Below are 19,241 nucleotides of genomic sequence, written 5' to 3'. Positions count from 1 at the left end.
TTCGCATTTAGACCGTATCATTAACCAATCATTCTGTATGCGTTATCACTGCCTGTGAGATCATCCATGCGAAAGCTTATTATAACTATGATTTTATTTCTGGGCCTGCTTTCCGTCACGTCAATAAAGGCTCAAGAGATCGAATTGCGTAGTGACACGCCCGATCATCATGTGGTCGTGCCGGGCGATACGCTATGGGGAATTGCTTCCCGGTTTTTGAAAGATCCTTGGCGCTGGCCGGAAATCTGGGGACTCAATCGCGCGCAGGTAAAGAATCCGCACAAGATTTACCCCGGCGATGTTGTCATACTGGAGAAAACACTGCATGGAGTCCGCTTACGCCTTTCGGAGGACGATGAATACGGTGTAAGAACCGTTAAATTATCACCGAAAATCCGTACGGAACAATCCGGCACTGCGGCAATTCCTAGCATCCCGGCAGCGGCAATCGAACCTTTCCTGAGCCAGCCGCTCGTCATCGAAAAAGACGGCCTCGACAATGCACCGTATATATTAGGCTCAAGCGAGGGCCGGGTAGCTTTGAGCACAGGCAATATCGCTTATGTCAGCGAACTGCCTAAAGATAAAGGTTCGGCATGGCAAGTTTTCCGTCCTGGCAAAGCACTGAAGGACCCCGATCAAAAAGGCGCTGTTCTCGGTTTTGAAGCAACCTACCTGGGCAATGCCAAAGTGAATGCTTTCTCGGATGTCAGCACGGTCATCATCACGCACGCTTCGGAAGAAATCCTGAAAGGCGATCGTTTAGTTCCGGCGCCCGATACTATCTTCAATAACTACGCTCCGCATGCACCGGATTTTTCGCTCAATGGCAGAATTATTTCGGTGTATGGCGGCGTCTCCGAGATCGGCCGAGGCGATATTGTCACACTCAACAAAGGTGGGTTGGATGGCCTGGAAATGGGGCATGTTCTGGCTATCTACCGGAGAAGTCAAGCCAAGTCGCTCAAAGGGCAAATGGTGCAATTACCTGATGAAAGAACCGGATTGGTATTCGTTTTCCGCGTCTTTGAGAAAATAGCCTACGCACTGGTGGTACAAAGCACACAATCCATCAAAGTATTGGACGCTGTCAAAACACCCTGAAATTAATTCGTATCGTCATGAAACATGCACCGGATCTTGAAGCATGGCTAAGTCTTAATCTGATCGACGGCCTGGGTGGCGAGTCCATCCGCAGACTTCTGATCGCTTTTGGCAGTCCTGCAGCCATCCTGTCCGCGCATATGAGCGCATTGGAGCGCATCGTAAAAAAAACCGTCGCGCAGCGCATCTCGCAAGGTGCCGAGCAACACAAAATCGCCGCCGTGTTCCGCTGGCTGGAGGACCCTGTCAACGCGGTCATCACTTTGGCCGATTCCGATTACCCGGCGCAGTTACTCAATATTGACGCCCCGCCCCCGCTACTGTATTTCAAAGGCCGGCGGGAGCTGCTGCAACACCAGGCGCTGGCCGTGGTCGGCAGCCGCAACGCCACACCGCAGGGCTTATCGAATGCGGAAGCTTTTTCTGAAGCCGCCAGCAACGCCGGATTATGCATCATCAGCGGCATGGCGCTAGGCATCGATACCGCCGCGCACCAGGGCGGCTTGCGCGGCTTAGCCTCCAGCATTGCCGTTGTCGGCACTGGCTTGGATATCGTTTATCCGGCAAAGAATCATCCACTCGCGCACAAGCTGGCCAAAGAAGGTGCATTAATCTCCGAATTTCCGCTGGGTACCCCTGCCATCGGCAGGAATTTTCCGCGCAGAAATCGTATCATCAGCGGTATGAGTCACGGCTGTCTGGTAGTGGAAGCAGCATTACAAAGCGGGTCATTGATTACAGCCCGGCAAGCATTGGAGCAAGGGCGTGAAGTCATGGCAATCCCGGGTTCGATACATTCACCCCTGTCAAAAGGCTGCCATGCATTGATTAAACAAGGCGCCAAATTGGTTGAAAATACCCAGGATATTCTGGATGAATTGAATCATTTACCCTTAACCCGGCATGAGAATAGCGTTACAGTGAAAGAATTTTCTGCCGCAAAGCCAGCTGAAAACACGGTATTACTCAAACACCTAGGTTATGATGTCGTTGATATTGATACGCTCTGTTCGCGCAGTGGCTTGACGGCTGAGGTTGTATCAGCCATGCTATTAACGCTCGAGCTTGACGGTCAGATCAGCAGTTTGCCGGGAGGATGTTACCAGCGGATTCAATCGATGTGATGGCATTAACCGGAAGCACTGATCTGTAAACATACTCGCTTTTTTAGACACAATTATGTTCGACATACTCGTTTATTTATTTGAAAATTTCTTTGACTCGGGCAGCTATCCGGATTCTGCGACATTGACGCGCAAACTGACTATGGCCGGATTCGCCGACGAGGATATTCATGAGACCTTGAATTGGCTCTCGGAACTCGAACGCCATGATATTGGCAGTTATCCTGCCAGCTTCGCCGAAAACGACTCTTTCCGCTGCTATACCGACTATGAAATGGAAAGAATCGACACCGAAGGGCGGGGATTTATTTTCTTCCTGGAGCAAGCTCGCATCATTAACCCGTTACAACGGGAATTGTTAATCGACCGTGTATTAGCCATGGATGAAAATTCCTCCAGTTTGGAAAAAATCAAACTGATTGTTTTAACCGAACTTTGGATTCAAAATCAGCTGACTGATGATGCTGTTCTTGAGAAATTGCTGATTGTCAGCGATTCGCATTACCGGCACTAAGAAAAAATCCATTTCATATTAAGCCGCATCTAACGCAATGGCTGCCGGAGTGAATACCTCCAATACACTCATTAAATTCTGACCATGTTTGCAACCCTGATACATCAAATAACCCAAAGGCTGGGAAACACAGTACCGGCGAATGATTTCTTTCGGGAAATCAATGAGTAAATCTCTGATCATTGCAGAAAAACCTTCTGTTGCAGCGGATATCGCGCGAGCATTGGGCGGCTTTACCAAACACACCGATTACTTTGAGAGCGATCAATACGTGGTCTCTTCCGCGGTGGGTCATTTGCTTGAGCTTGTCATTCCGGAAGAATATGAAGTCAAGCGCGGCAAATGGAGTTTTGCCAATTTGCCGGTCATTCCGCCGCATTTTGATTTGAATCCGATCGAGAAAACTTCCGCGCGGCTGAAACTTCTCAGCAAGCTCATCAAACGCAAGGATATCGAAACGCTCATCAATGCCTGTGACGCGGGACGCGAAGGCGAATTGATCTTTTACTATATTCTGCGCCATGTCGGCACAAGTAAGCCGGTAAAGCGCCTCTGGCTTCAATCGATGACCCCCGATGCCATACGCGATGGATTCACCCGGTTACTGGATAACTCAGCTGTGCAATCATTGGCTGAAGCGGCGGTCAGCCGGTCGGAATCGGATTGGCTGGTCGGTATTAACGGTACGCGCGCCATGACTGCGTTTAACTCGCAGGAAGGCGGGTTCCACAAAACCACTGTGGGACGGGTACAAACACCCACACTGGCGATTCTGGTCGAGCGCGAAGAAAAAATTAAAAAATTCCGGCCGCAGAATTATTGGGAGATTCACGGCACGTTCGAAGCCAGTAGTGGCATTTACACCGGCCGATGGTTTGATGACAAATTCAACAAGGATAAAGCTACCCAGGAAGCAAAGCCTGAACGGTTATGGGAACAAAAACAAGCTGAGGCCATTCGCGACAAATGCCAAGGAAAACCGGGGCACGTTAGCGAAGAAAGCAAACCCAGCAAAGAAATCTGTCCGTTACTCTACGACCTGACCAGCTTGCAACGCGATGCCAACAGCCGTTTCGGTTTTTCCGCCAAAACGACTCTGGGGCTAGCGCAAGCCTTGTATGAGAAACACAAAGTGCTGACTTATCCACGTACGGATTCACGCGCCCTGCCGGAAGATTATATCGCCACCGTCAAAGACACTTTGCTCAGTCTGGAAAATACGGATTATGGCAAATTTGCCCGGCAAGTTCTGGCATCCGGCTGGGTTGTTCCGAACAAACGCATCTTCAATAACGCCAAGATCTCGGATCACTTTGCCATCATTCCGACCTCGTTAAATCCGACCAAGTTAAACGAAATCGAAGCCAAGCTGTACGATTTGGTCACCAAGCGTTTCTTGGCCATTTTCTTTCCTGCCGCTGAATTTCTGGTCACTACCCGCATTACCCGGGTTGAAAATGAACCCTTCAAAACGGAAGGCAAGGTCATGGTCAATCCGGGCTGGCAAGCGGTTTACGGCAAGTCTGTCAAACCGGATGATCAAGAAGAAGATACAACACTCGTGGCCATTACGCCCGGTGAATCCATTACTACCCAAGCGATCGAAATGATCGCCAATCAGACCCGGCCACCGGCACGCTTCAATGAAGCGACACTGCTTTCCGCGATGGAAGGTGCAGGCAAACTGGTAGAAGATGAAGAACTGCGTGCGGCGATGAACGCCAAGGGTTTAGGAACTCCGGCAACACGGGCAGCGATTATCGAGGGATTGGTATTTGAAAATTATATCCAGCGCATGGGCCGGGAACTGCACCCGACAGCGAAAGCTTTTTCCTTGATCACGCTATTGCGCGGCCTCAAGATCCCTGAATTGATTTCACCTGAGTTAACCGGCAACTGGGAATCCCAGCTGCGCCAAATTGAGCAGGGCAATCTTAAACGCACCGCATTCATGGAAAAAATTGCCGAAATGACACGGCATATCGTGGAACAAGCCAAAACGCATCGCGGCGAAACCATTGCGGGAGACTTCGCAACCCTCCAATCCCCATGCCCCAAATGTGGCGGAACCGTGCATGAAACCTATAAAAAGTTTCAATGCCAGAAATGCGACTTCGCGCTATGGAAAATTCTGGCGGGCCGTCAGTTTGAAGTAGAAGAGATGGAAACGCTCATTACCCAGCGGGAAGTCGGGCCACTACAGGGCTTCCGGAGCAAAATGGGTCAGCTGTTCAATGCCATGATCAAACTCACCGACACATTTGAGATGAAATTTGATTTTGGCAACAATAATGACAATCATGAAGAAGTCGATTTCAGCGGCCAAACACCCTTGGGCAAGTGTCCAAAATGCAGTCATGCAGTGTATGAACACGGCTTACAGTATGTTTGCGAAAAATCTACCGGCGCTAACCGTACCTGCGACTTTAAAACCGGCAAAATCATCCTTGAACGCCCGATAGAGCAGGAACAAATCACCAAACTGCTGGAAACCGGAAGAACTGATCTGCTGACCAAATTCATCTCCAAGAAAGGTAAGCCTTTCTCAGCCTATTTGGTCAGAAATACGGATGGAAAAATAGGTTTCGAGTTTGAGCAGAAAGCGCCCAAGAAAGCAACTGGAACAAAATCTAAAACGAAGCAAGCGGAAACCCCAGCGGCCGACAGTACAACCTCATGATGTATAGGGCGTGCAGCGTTGGTTTAATATCCGCCCGCCAGCCCATCGGAAAGTAAGTGACAAAAAATTTCCGGGCATCAGCATGCGCTAATGACCCGGACAATTAATACTTCCAATACGGTTTTTATGCGCTATAAAAGTTAAGGACGTATTTGAGTACACCGCTGGAACCCATGATAATCATGATGAGTCCGCCTACAATCGCCGTACCCTCAAGAATAATCGATCCGAATGCTCGTGCCGTATTCTCAAACTCTTCCTCACCCATTTCATTTCTGCGTCTCTCTCTACGATTCTTTACCCACAACTGCAACCAGATAGCCACGGGGATCATTAGCAAAGAAAACATTAAAACAATTTCTGCATCTTCCATTCATCAACCTCTTTTATATAAAGTGTCTTTTTTGTAAAAAAGATAGATTACCTCAAACGCGATAGTTTAATAAAGATTTTTCCAAATGCAATAAATCTATCCAAACAATTTCCATTGAGCAGACACTCCCCAAGAATCAATAAAATTACGTTCCGGCTATCTTTATGGGATATCATCTAACACTTTTTACTACCGTATACGACCATGGAATGGCTTGACCTCCCATTTGCCAAGAATGCTCAAGGCACCGTGCAATTACCCGGATCAAAGAGTATCTCGAATCGCATTCTTTTGCTTGCTGCATTGGCGGAAGGCGCCACGGAAATTCATGACTTATTGGCTTCCGACGACACCGCCCGCATGCTGGATGCACTTACCCGCTTGGGTGTGCCCATCACGCACACAGGCAATAATGATTACACAATCGCTGGAGGAGAAGGCGTATTCCCGGTCAAAGATGCCGACCTATTTCTCGGCAATGCCGGTACTGCTTTCCGCCCTCTGGTGGCGGTATTATCTTTGGTGCATGGGCATTATCGTTTATCCGGCGTGCCGCGTATGCATGAACGGCCGATTGCGGACTTGGTCGATGCTTTGCGGCAATTGGGCGCAGACATCCATTACCTGGGCAATCCCGGCTTTCCTCCCGTAGAGATCAGACCGGCTGCGCCGCTTGACCAGACTGACACTCAAACCGTGACAGTCAAAGGCGATGTTTCCAGTCAGTTTCTTACCGGATTGCTCATGGCACTGCCATTAAGCGGAAAAAAATCCATCATCAATGTATCCGGCACGCTTATTTCCCAGCCCTATATTGAATTAACACTGGCGCAAATGCAGCATTTCGGCGTTCAGGTCGAGCATTCCGGCTGGCAGCAATTCATCATACCGGCGCAACAAAAATACCGTAGCCCCGGCCACATTTTTGTCGAAGGCGATGCATCGTCCGCTTCATATTTCCTGGCAGCCGGTGCGATCGGGCATGGTCCGGTTCGCGTCCAAGGCGTGGGCCGCGACAGTACGCAAGGGGATATCCGGTTTGCTGCAGCACTCGAACGGATGGGTGCAGACATATCGATGGGAGAAAATTGGCTTGAAGTCAGCAACAAGGGAAAATCTCTTCGCGCTATCGATCTGGATTGCAACCATATTCCCGATGCGGCTATGACACTGGCTGTCACAGCGTTATTCGCTGAAGGTACCAGCACGTTACGCAATATTGCCAGCTGGCGTTTGAAAGAAACGGATCGTCTCGCCGCCATGTCAACAGAATTGCGTAAACTAGGCGCGATTGTGGAAGAAGGCGCGGATTATCTGCGCATCACACCGCCCGTACATGGCTTAACTCCCCATGCGGCAATCGATACCTATGACGATCACCGCATGGCCATGTGCTTTGCTTTGGCGTCCTTGGGAGCACCGGTGCGGATTAACGATCCCGGCTGCGTTGCCAAAACATTTCCTGATTATTTTGAGAAATTTTCACAAATAATTCACCCTGAAATGAAATAATCTGCACCCCGCTCATTTAATTCATAACAAAACTGTTGCATGAATACGAATAAGATTCCCGTCATCGCCATCGATGGCCCATCTGCATCCGGTAAAGGCACTGTCGCGCAGCTGGTTGCTCGCAAGCTTGATTTCCATTACCTCGACAGCGGGGCGCTTTACCGTCTGGTCGCATTGAAAACGATACAGTTGAATACGGATACCCAAGATCCCAATGTAGTCGCGGAAATTGCCAGCCATCTGAATGTCTTTTTTAAGGATGAGCACATCTACCTGGACGATATAATTGTCACGAATGCTATTCGTACCGAGCAATGCGGCATCGTGGCTTCCCAGCTGGCGGCTTATCCGCAGGTTCGCGCCGCGCTTACCGAGCGTCAGCGTGCATTTCGTCAACTGCCCGGGCTGGTGGCGGATGGACGTGATATGGGTTCCGTTATCTTTCCCGATGCCATTCTTAAAATTTATTTAACCGCCAGTGCGAAAGTACGTGCGCAAAGACGGCATAAGCAGTTGATAGAGAAAGGAATGAGTGCTAATATCGCCGACTTATTGCAGGACATCCAGAAACGGGATGAACGTGACAGCAATCGCAGCATCGCGCCTTTGCAACAAGGGATTGATGCCAAATTGCTGGATACGACTTCATTGACCATATCCCAGGCGCAAGATGCAGTGCTCTCCTGGTATAATGACGTCCTTGCAAAAACCCGCGTTTGAACACGAAAAAAAGCCGCTTTTCCTAACATTCCCGTGCAGAAAAGAAATGGAGTGATTGTTTCAAACATTTTTATTAACCAACCCAATCCGCAGGATACCCGTCCCGCCGGAATGATAAATCAGGTATTTTTATAATGACTAAAGCTTCTACTGCAACCCAGCAATCTCCCGATAGTTTCGCCGCGCTTTTTGAAGAAAGCCTCTCGCGCCAGGAAATGCGCATCGGCGAAGTAATCACCGCCGAAGTAGTCCGTGTTGACTATAACATCGTCGTTGTTAACGCCGGTCTCAAATCCGAAAGTTTTATCCCGGTCGAAGAATTTAAAAACGACCGCGGCGAAATCGAAGTTAAACCGGGCGATTTTATCAGTGTTGCCATCGAGTCTCTAGAAGACGGTTATGGAGAAACACGGCTTTCCCGTGACAAAGCCAAACGCCTGACTGCTTGGCATGATCTGGAAGAAGCCATGGAAAGCGGTAAGATAGTGACCGGCATGGTCAACGGTAAAGTGAAAGGTGGTTTGACGGCCATGATCAACGGTATCCGCGCCTTTTTGCCCGGTTCTCTGGTGGATATCCGTCCCGTCAAAGACACTACGCCTTATGAAAATAAGGAAATGGAATTCAAAGTCATCAAACTAGACCGCAAACGCAATAACGTGGTGGTATCACGCCGCGCGGTATTGGAAGCGACACAAGGCGCCGATCGCGAAACCTTGTTATCCAATCTGCAGGAAGGTTCGGTTGTTCATGGTATCGTTAAAAATATTACCGACTACGGCGCATTCGTCGATCTGGGCGGCATAGATGGTCTGCTGCATATTACCGACCTGGCATGGCGCCGCGTCAAACATCCTTCCGAAGTCGTCAATATCGGTGATGAAGTTACTGCCAAGGTTCTCAAATTCGATCAGGAAAAAAATCGTGTTTCACTGGGTATGAAACAACTGAGCGAAGATCCGTGGGTTGGTTTGTCACGGCGTTATCCGGCACGTACCCGTCTGTTCGGCAAAGTCACCAACTTAACCGATTACGGCGCATTCATTGAAATCGAACAAGGCATTGAAGGATTGGTGCATGTCTCGGAAATGGATTGGACCAACAAAAATGTTTATCCTTCCAAGATTGTGCAGTTAGGCGATGAAGTTGAAGTCATGATTCTTGAGATCGATGAAGAACGCCGCCGCATATCACTCGGTATGAAGCAATGCCAGACCAATCCATGGGAAGAATTCGCAGCAACCCATGAAAAAGGCGACAAAGTTAACGGTCAAATCAAATCCATCACCGACTTTGGCGTATTTATCGGCTTGCCAGGCAACATTGACGGACTTGTGCATCTATCCGATCTGTCCTGGAACCAGCCCGGTGAAGAAGCGGTTCTGAATTACAAAAAAGGCGATGAAGTTGAAGCCATGATTCTCTCTATCGATGTCGAACGCGAACGTATTTCACTCGGCATCAAACAAATGGAAGGCGATCCTTTCACCAGTTTTGTCGCTGAACATGATAAAAACAGTATCATCGAAGGCACTGTAAAAGCCATCGACGCGAAAGGTGCTGTCATAGCCCTGACAAACGATGTGGAAGGTTATTTGCGCGCTTCCGAAGTGTCGCGTGACCGCGTTGAAGATATTCGCACACACTTGAAAGAAGGCGATAAGGTCGAGACCATGATTATCAATGTTGACCGCAAAAATCGCACCATCAATCTTTCAATCAAAGCGAAAGATAAATCGGATGAATCCACTGCTATGCAAAAAATCAAAACCCCAGCCAATGCTGGAACTACCAGCCTGGGTGCTTTGCTGAAAGCTAAAATGGATAGCAAGAATACAGAGCAATAAGGAAAATTCATGACAAAATCTGAATTAATTACTCGACTTGCGGCACGATTTCCGCAATTGGTTACCAAGGATGCCGAGCTCTCAGTCAAAATGATTATTGATGCCATGGCAAAAAGCCTGGCAAAAGGTCAGCGCATTGAGATTCGCGGCTTTGGCAGCTTTGACCTGAATTACAGGCCGCCTCGGATTGGGCGGAATCCGAAATCGGGTGAGAAAGTTAAGGTACCAGAGAAATATGTTCCGCATTTCAAGGCAGGAAAAGAAATGCGAGAACGTGTTGATTACAACGAAAAGAAATAAAAGATAGCATGGAGAGCGCTGCTGAATTTCTAAAGCGCTCTCCAAGAAAAAAGCGCTAGAATTTCTTCTGGCAAGTTGTTATTCAGCTTTTTTGTCAGTTTAATATTAAGACATCTATCAACTCGTAGGCAAACTCATCATGATCAATCTAATTACCTGGCTTTTTCGTATTGCAGTCTTTGTTATTCTCGCCGTATTTGCTTCAAAAAACTCCCAGCCTGTTGTGCTGCAATATTATCTGGATCAATCTCAATCCATTGAGCTTCCCTTGAGCGTAGCACTGTTGATTTTCTTTGCAGTGGGTGTACTCATCACTGCTGTGTTTGTTCGATGCCGCTGCCATAATCAATAATAACCCCTATGCATGATCCTCGCATTATTGTGGCACTGGATTTTCCCAGTGCCGAAGATGCGCTCCTCCTCGTAAGAAAATTAAATCCTGATTTATGCCGCCTGAAGGTAGGTAAGGAGCTTTTTACTGCGGCTGGACCACAACTCATTGAGAAGCTCACACATCAAGGATTTAAAGTTTTCCTGGACCTCAAGTTTCACGATATTCCCAATACTGTCGCCAGTGCTTGCAAAGCAGCAGCTAATCTGGGCGTATGGATGATCAATGTTCATGCATTGGGTGGCCGGAAAATGCTAACGGCAGCGCGGGATGCTATCCCTCATGGATCCGCCACCAAGCTTATCGCGGTCACTTTACTGACCAGTATGGATCAAAGTGATATTACCGATATCGGATTACAAGGATCTCCGGAACAAATTGTACTGCGCCTTGCACAGTTAACAAATGATTGTGGCTTGGACGGTGTTGTCTGCTCAGCACTGGAGGCCGCTCAGTTGCGGCAACATTTCGGTACCGAATTCTGCTTAGTTACACCCGGTATTCGTCCAGCCGACGGTCACGTGAACGATCAAAAAAGAATTACCACACCACAGCAAGCTATCCTTAATGGCGCTAGTTATTTGGTTATCGGCAGGCCGATCACACAAGCAAACGATCCGCTTCTGATGTGCCAGCAATTAAACGCGGAAATTCTCACAACCATGGCCGGATTGAATCTGGAAACCGGCAAGCATTAACCTTCGCCATAAGACTGGCTCTAAACACGCTCGCATCAAACAGATCGAACTCGCGAGCACACACATTACAATCTTTCACTTTTATCGCTTCTGCTGCTTGTGTTTAATTGAATTCGCCACTGAAGATTGATGATTCATATAGCGATATTTCCTGCAAACATTACGCAGTAACTGCTTTGGTTCTTGCATGCCACCATATGACATTCGATGTTTGCGTATCTTATACCCTGAATACACTCATAAAAAAACCCCTGCACTTAAAGTGCAGAGGTTTTTTTAACTTTTACCTTAAAGCATCTACCGGAAGGCAGATGCTCTTTTGGTAGAAGATTATACTAAAGTAACAACGTAAGAACCGTCTTGGGTCGAAGTAGCCAAGTTAACCAAACCAGTGATTTCGACAACTTGGTCTGCACCATCCTGGAAGGTTGCAGCATTGCTGTTATCCAAAGTGATATAAGTGTTGCCGTTGAACTGGAACCAATTGAAAACTGAATCGGTTCCACTAGTAAGACCAGCAGCCGCTGCATCCAGATAGTTAGCGAAGCTGGAAGCACCACCCAAAGTAATCTTAGCGCCCAGAACACCAGAAGCCAAACCACCACCATCATTGGCCGTAGCACTGAAGTCGATGGTATCGCCAGCACCCAGTCCGGTGATGGATGTGTAGAAACCAGCCGCTGTTTGCACGCCAGTAAACACGATAGCGTCAGTACCGGTTCCCACGTCCACTGTGCTTGTACCGGCAGAAGCGCCGATGGTGATAGTGTCGTTACCAGCGCCAGCACTGATAGTGTTAGCACCTGTACCGACGGTGATCACGTCATTGCCGTCACCAGTTGTGATAGTGTTGGTACCATTACCCACTGTGATGGTATCTACACCCGTTCCGCCGGTTACGGTATTGTCACCGTCGTTATTGCCAGCTGTCAATGTGTTGGTACCGTTGCCCAATGTGAAGCTGTTGGTCGTTGCATCGTGATTGGTGGCATGGTTCATCGTGATGGTATCTGTACCAGATCCACCGGTATAGGTAATGTCATCAAGAGCTGCGCTCAACACTATAACGTTGGCATCACTGGTTGCGCCGCCTTTGACAGTAGCAGCAGCTGCTAATGCGCCTGCCGTCCAAGTCACGTCACCATCGGTCACACCGGAAGCGTCGAATGTGGTCAGTGCTGTGCCGGTAAAAGTCAGCGTCAGACCAGCATCACCAGACACGTTGATAGTGGTAGCAGCAGCAGCTGTCAATGCCGCTGTGTGCTCGATACCGGTAGTAGTGGTGGCGGTATCATCCGTTGCAAAGTTGATGGTTTCAACATTCGAAATCGTTAAGCCGTTGATGTTGCGAGCAGCAGCAGAAGTGATACCAACGTTGAAAGTATCCGCTGTACCAGTCGCTGCATTAGCTACAGTGATGGTGGAAGCAGCGGTTTGAGCGGCTTCATAAGTTACCGTACCACCAGATGCTATGTTAGAAACAGCCAACGTTTGACCAAGATCCACTGCCACATTGACCTTGTTAACATCGTCCAGGTTAGCAACGTTAACGGTTACGCCCGCACCGGCAGCACCAGCCAAATTCACAGACTCGAAACCGGAAATCTTGGTTTCAAAAGTAGTACCGCCTGAAGCTGTTGTTGCATCGTCAGCATCCGCGAAGGACAAAACGTCACCGGTACCATCGCCAGCGTCGATAGTGCCGCCAGTACCCAGAGCTGTCGTACCAGCCGCTAGAGTAACAACGTCATCGCCCGCGCCGGTAGTGATGGCTTGAGTGGTTGCACCGAGAGTGATGGTATCAGCACCAGAACCGCCAGCAAAATTAGTCGTGGTCAACAGAGTGCTGCTGATGGTCATACCACCGGTCGCTGCAGCTGCATTAATAGATTCCAGCGCAGTAGCACCAGCGATAGAAGTCAGAGTCAGGTTCTTATCGCCCGCCAATGTGATGTTTTTCAGTGCACCAAAGGTAATATTGGCCAGCGTGGATGCCGTACCGCTGCTGGTGATATTCAAGGTTTCGATAATATCAGCATCGTCCAACGTACCGCCGGTCACACCGTCTACAGCCAAAGCCAGCGTAGTAGCTGCATCGGTTGCACCGGTATCACTGTTGTCGAGAATAACGTTACCCGAAGTTGTATTAAGACCCAGGCTGGTCAACTTGTTGAGATGGGAAAGACCAACAGTAGTCGCACCAGTCACACTGACGGAGGTAATCGTATCATCGCTATCCGCATCAGCAACACCAGTCACGCTCACAGTATTGTAGGTGACGGTAGCGCCAGTGCCTTTAGTCACGGTAGACGTTACACTGGTCAACGCGCCATCGTTGGTCACATCAACTGCTGAAGTGGTTGCTGTAGCACCAGCCTTAACATTTTGAGTTGCGGTAACAGCAGTACCACCCACAACAGTAATACCGCCACCAACAGCACCATTAATCAACTGAGCAGTGATACCGACAACACCGGTAACCGCTGTATTGGTACCAACAGTCACATCGCCGGTCGTTACCTTGGCAGTGTCGATCGTCACATCCTTGGCACCATCCACATTAATCGTACCAGCTGCTTGATTTGTATCGGTAACAGTCACATTTGCACCGGAAGCAACTGTGATATCACTACCACCAGTCGACGATGCACTGAGCGACGTAACACCCGTCCAAGCAGAAGCATCCAGAGCGATATCAGCACCGCTGGTAAAATTGAGCGCCTCGATATTTTTAAGAGAAACGGAGGAAGGAACCGCAATGGCCGCTGTTTGAATGTAATTCAGCGTATCGGTGCCAGTGCCACCATCCAGATTATCCAGAGCAGTCAGGGTAGTCGCACCCGTGGTACCGTTGAAAGTGTCATTACCAGAACCGCCAGTGAAGGCAGAACCGCTATCCACACCCGTAGTCAGCGTAAAAGTCTCGCCTCCAGTAGGAGTTAATCCGACCAATATCGCTTCTACATCGGCCGCTGTATATGGCGCTGTTCCAGTAACATTACTTAAAACCTTCTGCAATGTGCTCAAATCGCTGGAAGAGGTTTTTTCAGAATAAGCTGCAGCAACCAGAGCTTTATTATCCAACAGTGTTTTAGCAGTTAAAAATGCAGGATCTGTCGTAGTTGATAAAAAGGTTATTGCATTGTAAACAATTTGACCAAAGCCAACCTTTGCTTCAATCTGCTGTTGAAAATACGCATGCGCCTGAGATCCCGCACTTGATGGATCGCTATCATCAGCCACCACACCAAAATTATTCATCAAGACTGAAACTTGTGATTCAACAGTGACTTTTCCGGCCAGAATTCCATTTGTAAACAATGTGTTGGCAGCCAAAGCATCAGCTAACTGACTACCGGTCGCACCGCCCTCAATTATTTTTGCCAATTCAGTTAAATTACTGCCTCCAGGCGCTGCATTGAACAAACCTGCAACTACCTTCAAAATTTCAGTTTGCTGTGGAATCGTTATTGCCATGGGAGCTCCTCGATATAAAAATTAAAATAGTTCCGAAAGTAAATTACTTGCAAGTTTTTCACTTTTCACTTTGTCTCTAAGCAGCTTCTATGCAGCTAATAATATATCTACCAGAAGATACCACAAAAGCCAAGTTAAAGCGCATTCTGCCGAAAACAAAACTGCTTTGCAAGTATGCGTCTGAAGTTTACATTGAATATGTTGCTTATTTGCAACAATACTGAGTATTTAATACCTTAACAGAATACCTTGAGATTTTAAATTTAAAATAAGCGGAAAAATGTGCTTCTTTTCACATCAGTTGACATATTACTTGTAAAAATAGCCGCAACGTAATATGGCGCATGCAGCGATTGAAACGCTCGATGCAGATCGGAGTATCCTATTTTGGCAAATAAGCGCCTAAATTATCAGCGGATTTGGATGTTTCTGCATCAAAATGCCTTGGAGAGATTAGCCAGGTTAAACCATCCCATTTCTATCCGATATTTTTGTTAGTTTTTCTGCGATAATACGCCCGTCAATTTTACAGCTATCTATCCAAATTCTTGCATTTGCTCAATACTACTTTCTTTAATAGCTTTCTTACTTTGCGGCAGCACTATCCACTTATCCTGCAGATGACCAAGCGGGAGGTAATTAGCCGATATCGCGGTTCATTTCTGGGCTTGCTATGGACGTTTATCAATCCCATTTTAATGTTGTCCATCTACACATTTGTTTTTAGTGTGGTATTTAAAGTACGTCTGGATTCGCACAACAGCTCTGTTATACATGATGATGAATTTGCCTTTGCCTTGCTGCTATTTACCGGCCTGATTCTATTCAATTTATTTTCCGAATGCCTTGCTCGCGCCCCCGGATTGATATTGGCCAATATTAATTACGTCAAGAAAATCATTTTCCCTCTTGAGATACTGCCTTTGATTTCTTTATGTTCCGCGCTATTTCATGCCGGGATTAGTTTCTTGGTATTATTTTCTTTTTTATTGATCACCAGTCATCCTATTGAATGGACAATCATTTTTCTACCCGTGATTTTGCTGCCGCTCGTTTTACTGACCTTGGGACTATCCTGGATACTGGCTTCAATTGGCGTTTTTGTTCGTGATATCGGCCAATTTATTGGCCTGGTCTTAACCATGCTGCTATTTCTCAGCCCTATTTTTTACCCTGCTTCCGCATTGCCGGAATCTATTCGTGATTATCTGTTCCTTAACCCGCTGACTCTAATCATCGAGCAAGCGCGAGCAGTCATTCTTTACGGGCAATTACCGGACTGGAGCGGCTTGATTCTGTACTATCTATTCGCTTTTCTCATTGCCTGGATTGGTCTGCTGTGGTTTAACAAAACGCGCAAAGGGTTTGCCGATGTTCTTTAGTACCGCGAATTCTGAATCCGCTATTGCAGCGCTAAACCTCTCCAAATGCTATCAGCTGTACGAACATCCGGCGGATCGCCTCAAACAATTCTTGTGGCCACACCGCTGGTTAGGTGCGCGGCAATACTATCGTGAACTGTGGGCGTTACACGATATCAATTTGACGATCATGCCCGGGGAAGTAGTCGGCATCGTAGGCCAAAATGGTTCCGGAAAATCGACCCTGCTGCAATTGGTTTGTGGCACCTTAACACCAACACACGGCGATGTTCGAGTCAATGGCCGGATAGCCGCCCTGCTGGAACTCGGCGCCGGATTCAATCCCGAGTTCACCGGACGCGAGAATGTTCTCATGAGCGCAGCGATCATGGGGCTCAGTCAATCTGAAATTGCTGATCGCATTGAGCACATTATTGATTTCTCCGGTGTTCGCGACTTCATTGATCAACCGGTCAAAACTTATTCCAGCGGCATGTATGTTCGTCTGGCATTTTCCGTTGCGATTAATGTAGATCCGGATATTCTGGTGATCGACGAGGCTTTGTCCGTCGGCGATGGCGCTTTTGCCCGTAAATCATTTGATCGCATCATGCGAATGCGCGATGCCGGAAAAACGATATTGTTTTGTTCACATTCGCTCTTTCAAGTTGAATCTTTATGCGCGCGCGCCATTTGGATCAATAAAGGCGAGATCGTATTGGATGGTGAATCAGCGCAAGTGGTATCCGCTTACCAGACATTTCTGGATAAAAATGCTCGGGATGCAACGCTGGAAACTCCCGCCGCCGCTCGTACCGAACCGGTATCCAATACACAACATGGATCCGGTAGCGCACGCCTGAAAAGAATCAAATTGCACGTCAATGATAGGCCTGTTCAACAGGCTATAATCACAAGCGGCGAGTCTCGCATGATGCTGGAAGTGGCGTTTATTTCCGATCCCGCACTGCCCTGTCCCACGATCGCCATGACCATACAAGCAAAGGATGGACGCACGATCACCAGTGCGGCAACATGGGAAGATCAATTTGCTCTGCAGCGGGCGCCATCCGGTGCAGGCCAGGTTCGCCTCGGATTGGATCAGTTGCCGCTGCTTAAAGGCGAATATCTGATTAATGTATATTTGCTGTGTGAACGCGGGTTGCATCTTTATGATGCAGCCGAAGCTGTAGCAAACTTGCAAGTCAAACAAGAGGGGCGCTTACAAGGATATTTTTCAATTCCTCATCAATGGGAAAATAACGCGATTCCCCATAATGACTAAGTCCATTAATCATCATCCGCTACCAGACACCCAGCACTACCGGCAGGCCGACACTTTTGCCGCTGCGGGCATGTCTACACCATCTTCTCCTTTTAGAGATTTGACATTTCCGGCGAATGTCTATGCCCACGCACTGTCATTGCAGGAAGATAAAGCCGTCTATCTGCATTATGGATTATTTGAGAATGACAAAACCAGCTTAACCGCCGCACAGCAATTTTCCACCAATCTGCTGATGGCACGGCTGCCGCTTCCTCCTTGCCGCATTCTGCAGGTAGACGTCGGCCTTGGCACCACCTTTTCTTTACTTCGCCAGCACGGTTATGATGTGCATGGCATCACTGCCGATATCCAACAACTGAAATACATTCAGAAATCATTGGGGCCGGAAGCTTCCGTTAGCCACCACTCTCTGGAAGCATTTACAGCCGAGCCTGGCAGCTTTGATGCCGTATTATTCCAGGAATCGGCGCAATACATTGAACCGCTGTTGATTTTCAAGAAAGCGATGAATTTGCTCACCTTATCGGGTGACTTAATTATTATCGATGAATTCGCGCTTAAGTATGATCGCGTTGGAATCAGCAGTCTCCATTTATTACAGGACATGATAGAGCTGGCCGGGCGATTTGGATTCGAGCTGCTTGAGCACTTGGATCTATCCACGATGGCTGCTCCCACACTGGATCACCTGCTGCGAATGACCACGACCCACCGGAGAAATCTGCTGCAAGACCTTGCTCTGAACACAGAGCAACTGCAACAGCTGGACGAATCTAACCGGAACTATCGCAATCAATATGCGAGCGGACATCATGGCTACGCTCTGCTGCATTTCAGAAAAAAATCACTCCCTAAATGGCGCTTGCAGCTTCTGGGCAAAAACCATATCCCGGCAATGCTCGGATTGTTCAAAGATACCTTTCATCATGACATGACGCCAGCTACCTGGCAGTGGAAATACGGCTCCAATTTAAGTCATCAAGTGGGCGCGTGGCGGGGCGATAAACTGATCGCTCATTATGGCGGCGTAGGCCGGAAAATTCTGTTCTTCGGCCAGCCGCAAATGGCTGTGCAGATTTGCGATGTCATGGTTGATACGAGTGAACGCGGCATACTCACTCGCAAGGGGCCATTTTTCCTGACGACGGCAACTTTTCTGGAACGCTTCATCGGCTATGGCAAACCCTATCTGATCGGTTTTGGCTTCCCGAATGAACGCCACATGAAAATTGCGGAACGGCATGGATTATATGCGGCAGTCGGGCGCATGACAGAATTCTCTTGGAGCACACGATCACGTTTCCCATTATGGGGAACACGTTTGCACCTGATTAGCCACGATCAAACCAGCCTTACAAAAACCACAGTCAATCAATGCTGGCAACGTATGGCCAAAGATCTGCAGCATGCGATTGTCGGCGTGCGCGACTGGGAATATGTGCTGCACCGATACCTTAATCATCCGCAGCAACGCTATCAGGTGATATTGGTAAAAAGCCGCTTCAGCCCGCACGCGCGCGGCATCTTGGTACTGCGCTTCGATCCTGAAGGTTGTGAAATTCTTGATTTGATTGCGCCATTGGCTGAAATTCCGCTCTTAATCACTCATGCCAGAAGGCTGGCTGGTCTACAGGGGGCCGCAAAAGTGTTTTGCCGGATTACTGAGAATTTCGCCCGCCACTTTGCCGTTACAGGCGGTACTCAACATGCCGTGAACATCCATATACCCGCAAACACCTGGAGCGATGGCCCTTCCCCGGAAACACTGAAAGATCGTTGGTGGCTGATGAGCGGCGATAAAGATTTCCGCTGAACCGGAAAACCCGGCAAAGCGAAAAAAACAGCAGTACCT

General features: G+C 48.2%; 15 protein-coding genes. 13 read left to right on the top strand and 2 right to left on the bottom strand.

From position 1 onward, the window contains the following. Positions 1–66 precede the first annotated feature (66 nt). The 4 genes from R2083_RS01595 to R2083_RS01580 all read left to right on the top strand — a co-directional run bounded on the left by R2083_RS01595 (position 67) and on the right by R2083_RS01580 (position 5,422). Positions 67–1,104 (top strand): LysM peptidoglycan-binding domain-containing protein, encoded by a 1,038-nt coding sequence (locus R2083_RS01595; protein WP_411172371.1) that lies wholly within the window; start codon positions 67–69, stop codon positions 1,102–1,104. 17 nt (positions 1,105–1,121) lie between these two features. After that, positions 1,122–2,228 (top strand): DNA-processing protein DprA, encoded by a 1,107-nt coding sequence (dprA, locus tag R2083_RS01590; RefSeq protein ID WP_317529803.1) that lies wholly within the window; start codon positions 1,122–1,124, stop codon positions 2,226–2,228. A 55-nt stretch (positions 2,229–2,283) separates the two neighbouring features. After that, the gene (locus R2083_RS01585) at positions 2,284–2,742 is read left to right on the top strand and encodes a DUF494 domain-containing protein (RefSeq protein WP_317529802.1); all 459 of its coding nucleotides are present in this window, start codon (positions 2,284–2,286) and stop codon (positions 2,740–2,742) included. 163 nt (positions 2,743–2,905) lie between these two features. After that, complete coding sequence (locus R2083_RS01580; protein ID WP_317529801.1) at positions 2,906–5,422, top strand: DNA topoisomerase III; 2,517 nt, start codon at positions 2,906–2,908, stop codon at positions 5,420–5,422. Between the two features lie 124 nt (positions 5,423–5,546). Here R2083_RS01580 and R2083_RS01575 read toward each other — a convergent pair whose 3' ends face one another. After that, the gene (locus R2083_RS01575; protein ID WP_317529800.1) at positions 5,547–5,795 is read right to left on the bottom strand and encodes a hypothetical protein; all 249 of its coding nucleotides are present in this window, start codon (positions 5,793–5,795) and stop codon (positions 5,547–5,549) included. Between the two features lie 204 nt (positions 5,796–5,999). On the opposite strand from R2083_RS01575, the gene aroA reads away from it, so the two are divergent. The 6 genes from aroA (at position 6,000) to pyrF (ending at position 11,263) form a co-directional block, all read left to right on the top strand. Beyond that, positions 6,000–7,307, top strand: coding sequence for a 3-phosphoshikimate 1-carboxyvinyltransferase (aroA, locus tag R2083_RS01570; protein WP_317529799.1), 1,308 nt, complete (start codon positions 6,000–6,002; stop codon positions 7,305–7,307). Between the two features lie 39 nt (positions 7,308–7,346). Then, the gene (cmk, locus tag R2083_RS01565; RefSeq protein ID WP_317537286.1) at positions 7,347–8,027 is read left to right on the top strand and encodes a (d)CMP kinase; all 681 of its coding nucleotides are present in this window, start codon (positions 7,347–7,349) and stop codon (positions 8,025–8,027) included. A gap of 134 nt (positions 8,028–8,161) precedes the next feature. Beyond that, a complete protein-coding gene (rpsA, locus tag R2083_RS01560) occupies positions 8,162–9,874 on the top strand; it encodes a 30S ribosomal protein S1 (protein WP_317529797.1) in 1,713 nt (570 codons plus the stop codon). A 9-nt stretch (positions 9,875–9,883) separates the two neighbouring features. Next, positions 9,884–10,174 carry an integration host factor subunit beta gene (locus R2083_RS01555; RefSeq protein WP_317529796.1) on the top strand — a complete coding sequence of 97 codons (291 nt, stop codon included), beginning with the start codon at positions 9,884–9,886 and terminating at the stop codon, positions 10,172–10,174. Positions 10,175–10,313: 139 nt separating this feature from the next. After that, positions 10,314–10,526 (top strand): LapA family protein, encoded by a 213-nt coding sequence (locus R2083_RS01550; RefSeq protein ID WP_317537285.1) that lies wholly within the window; start codon positions 10,314–10,316, stop codon positions 10,524–10,526. A gap of 8 nt (positions 10,527–10,534) precedes the next feature. Further along, on the top strand, positions 10,535–11,263 hold the full coding sequence (gene pyrF, locus R2083_RS01545) for an orotidine-5'-phosphate decarboxylase (protein ID WP_317537284.1): 729 nt from the start codon (positions 10,535–10,537) through the stop codon (positions 11,261–11,263). A 330-nt stretch (positions 11,264–11,593) separates the two neighbouring features. On the opposite strand, the gene R2083_RS01540 is transcribed toward pyrF, so the two are convergent. Continuing rightward, complete coding sequence (locus tag R2083_RS01540; RefSeq protein ID WP_317537283.1) at positions 11,594–14,707, bottom strand: calcium-binding protein; 3,114 nt, start codon at positions 14,705–14,707, stop codon at positions 11,594–11,596. 653 nt (positions 14,708–15,360) lie between these two features. Here R2083_RS01540 and R2083_RS01535 point away from each other — a divergent pair. Genes R2083_RS01535 through R2083_RS01525 form a run of 3 tightly spaced genes read left to right on the top strand, consistent with a single transcriptional unit; the run spans position 15,361 to position 19,202 of the window. Further along, a complete protein-coding gene (locus R2083_RS01535; protein ID WP_317537282.1) occupies positions 15,361–16,122 on the top strand; it encodes an ABC transporter permease in 762 nt (253 codons plus the stop codon). Further along, positions 16,112–17,386: an ABC transporter ATP-binding protein gene (locus tag R2083_RS01530; RefSeq protein ID WP_317537281.1), complete on the top strand. Its 1,275-nt coding sequence runs from the start codon at positions 16,112–16,114 to the stop codon at positions 17,384–17,386. Before R2083_RS01535 ends, R2083_RS01530 begins: the two co-directional genes overlap by 11 nt. Then, positions 17,379–19,202, top strand: a complete 1,824-nt coding sequence (locus R2083_RS01525; protein WP_317537280.1) for a bifunctional class I SAM-dependent methyltransferase/GNAT family N-acetyltransferase — start codon at positions 17,379–17,381, stop codon at positions 19,200–19,202. Before R2083_RS01530 ends, R2083_RS01525 begins: the two co-directional genes overlap by 8 nt. Positions 19,203–19,241: the final 39 nt, after the last annotated feature.

This window comes from Nitrosomonas sp. Is35 (genome assembly GCF_033063295.1).
GTDB lineage: Bacteria > Pseudomonadota > Gammaproteobacteria > Burkholderiales > Nitrosomonadaceae > Nitrosomonas.
This window is presented reverse-complemented; position numbering and strand designations above follow the sequence as displayed.

Bases quoted from the DNA above. Each gene is read 5' to 3' on its own strand.
- rpsA (WP_317529797.1), top strand. From the start codon at position 8,162: ATGACTAAAGCTTCTACTGCAACCCAGCAATCTCCCGATAGTTTCGCC.
- R2083_RS01595 (WP_411172371.1), top strand. From the start codon at position 67: ATGCGAAAGCTTATTATAACTATGATTTTATTTCTGGGCCTGCTTTCC.
- R2083_RS01550 (WP_317537285.1), top strand. From the start codon at position 10,314: ATGATCAATCTAATTACCTGGCTTTTTCGTATTGCAGTCTTTGTTATT.
- R2083_RS01530 (WP_317537281.1), top strand. From the start codon at position 16,112: ATGTTCTTTAGTACCGCGAATTCTGAATCCGCTATTGCAGCGCTAAAC.
- R2083_RS01555 (WP_317529796.1), top strand. From the start codon at position 9,884: ATGACAAAATCTGAATTAATTACTCGACTTGCGGCACGATTTCCGCAA.
- aroA (WP_317529799.1), top strand. From the start codon at position 6,000: ATGGAATGGCTTGACCTCCCATTTGCCAAGAATGCTCAAGGCACCGTG.
- dprA (WP_317529803.1), top strand. From the start codon at position 1,122: ATGAAACATGCACCGGATCTTGAAGCATGGCTAAGTCTTAATCTGATC.
- R2083_RS01580 (WP_317529801.1), top strand. From the start codon at position 2,906: ATGAGTAAATCTCTGATCATTGCAGAAAAACCTTCTGTTGCAGCGGAT.
- R2083_RS01575 (WP_317529800.1), bottom strand. From the start codon at position 5,795: ATGGAAGATGCAGAAATTGTTTTAATGTTTTCTTTGCTAATGATCCCC.
- R2083_RS01585 (WP_317529802.1), top strand. From the start codon at position 2,284: ATGTTCGACATACTCGTTTATTTATTTGAAAATTTCTTTGACTCGGGC.
- pyrF (WP_317537284.1), top strand. From the start codon at position 10,535: ATGCATGATCCTCGCATTATTGTGGCACTGGATTTTCCCAGTGCCGAA.
- cmk (WP_317537286.1), top strand. From the start codon at position 7,347: ATGAATACGAATAAGATTCCCGTCATCGCCATCGATGGCCCATCTGCA.
- R2083_RS01525 (WP_317537280.1), top strand. From the start codon at position 17,379: ATGACTAAGTCCATTAATCATCATCCGCTACCAGACACCCAGCACTAC.
- R2083_RS01535 (WP_317537282.1), top strand. From the start codon at position 15,361: ATGACCAAGCGGGAGGTAATTAGCCGATATCGCGGTTCATTTCTGGGC.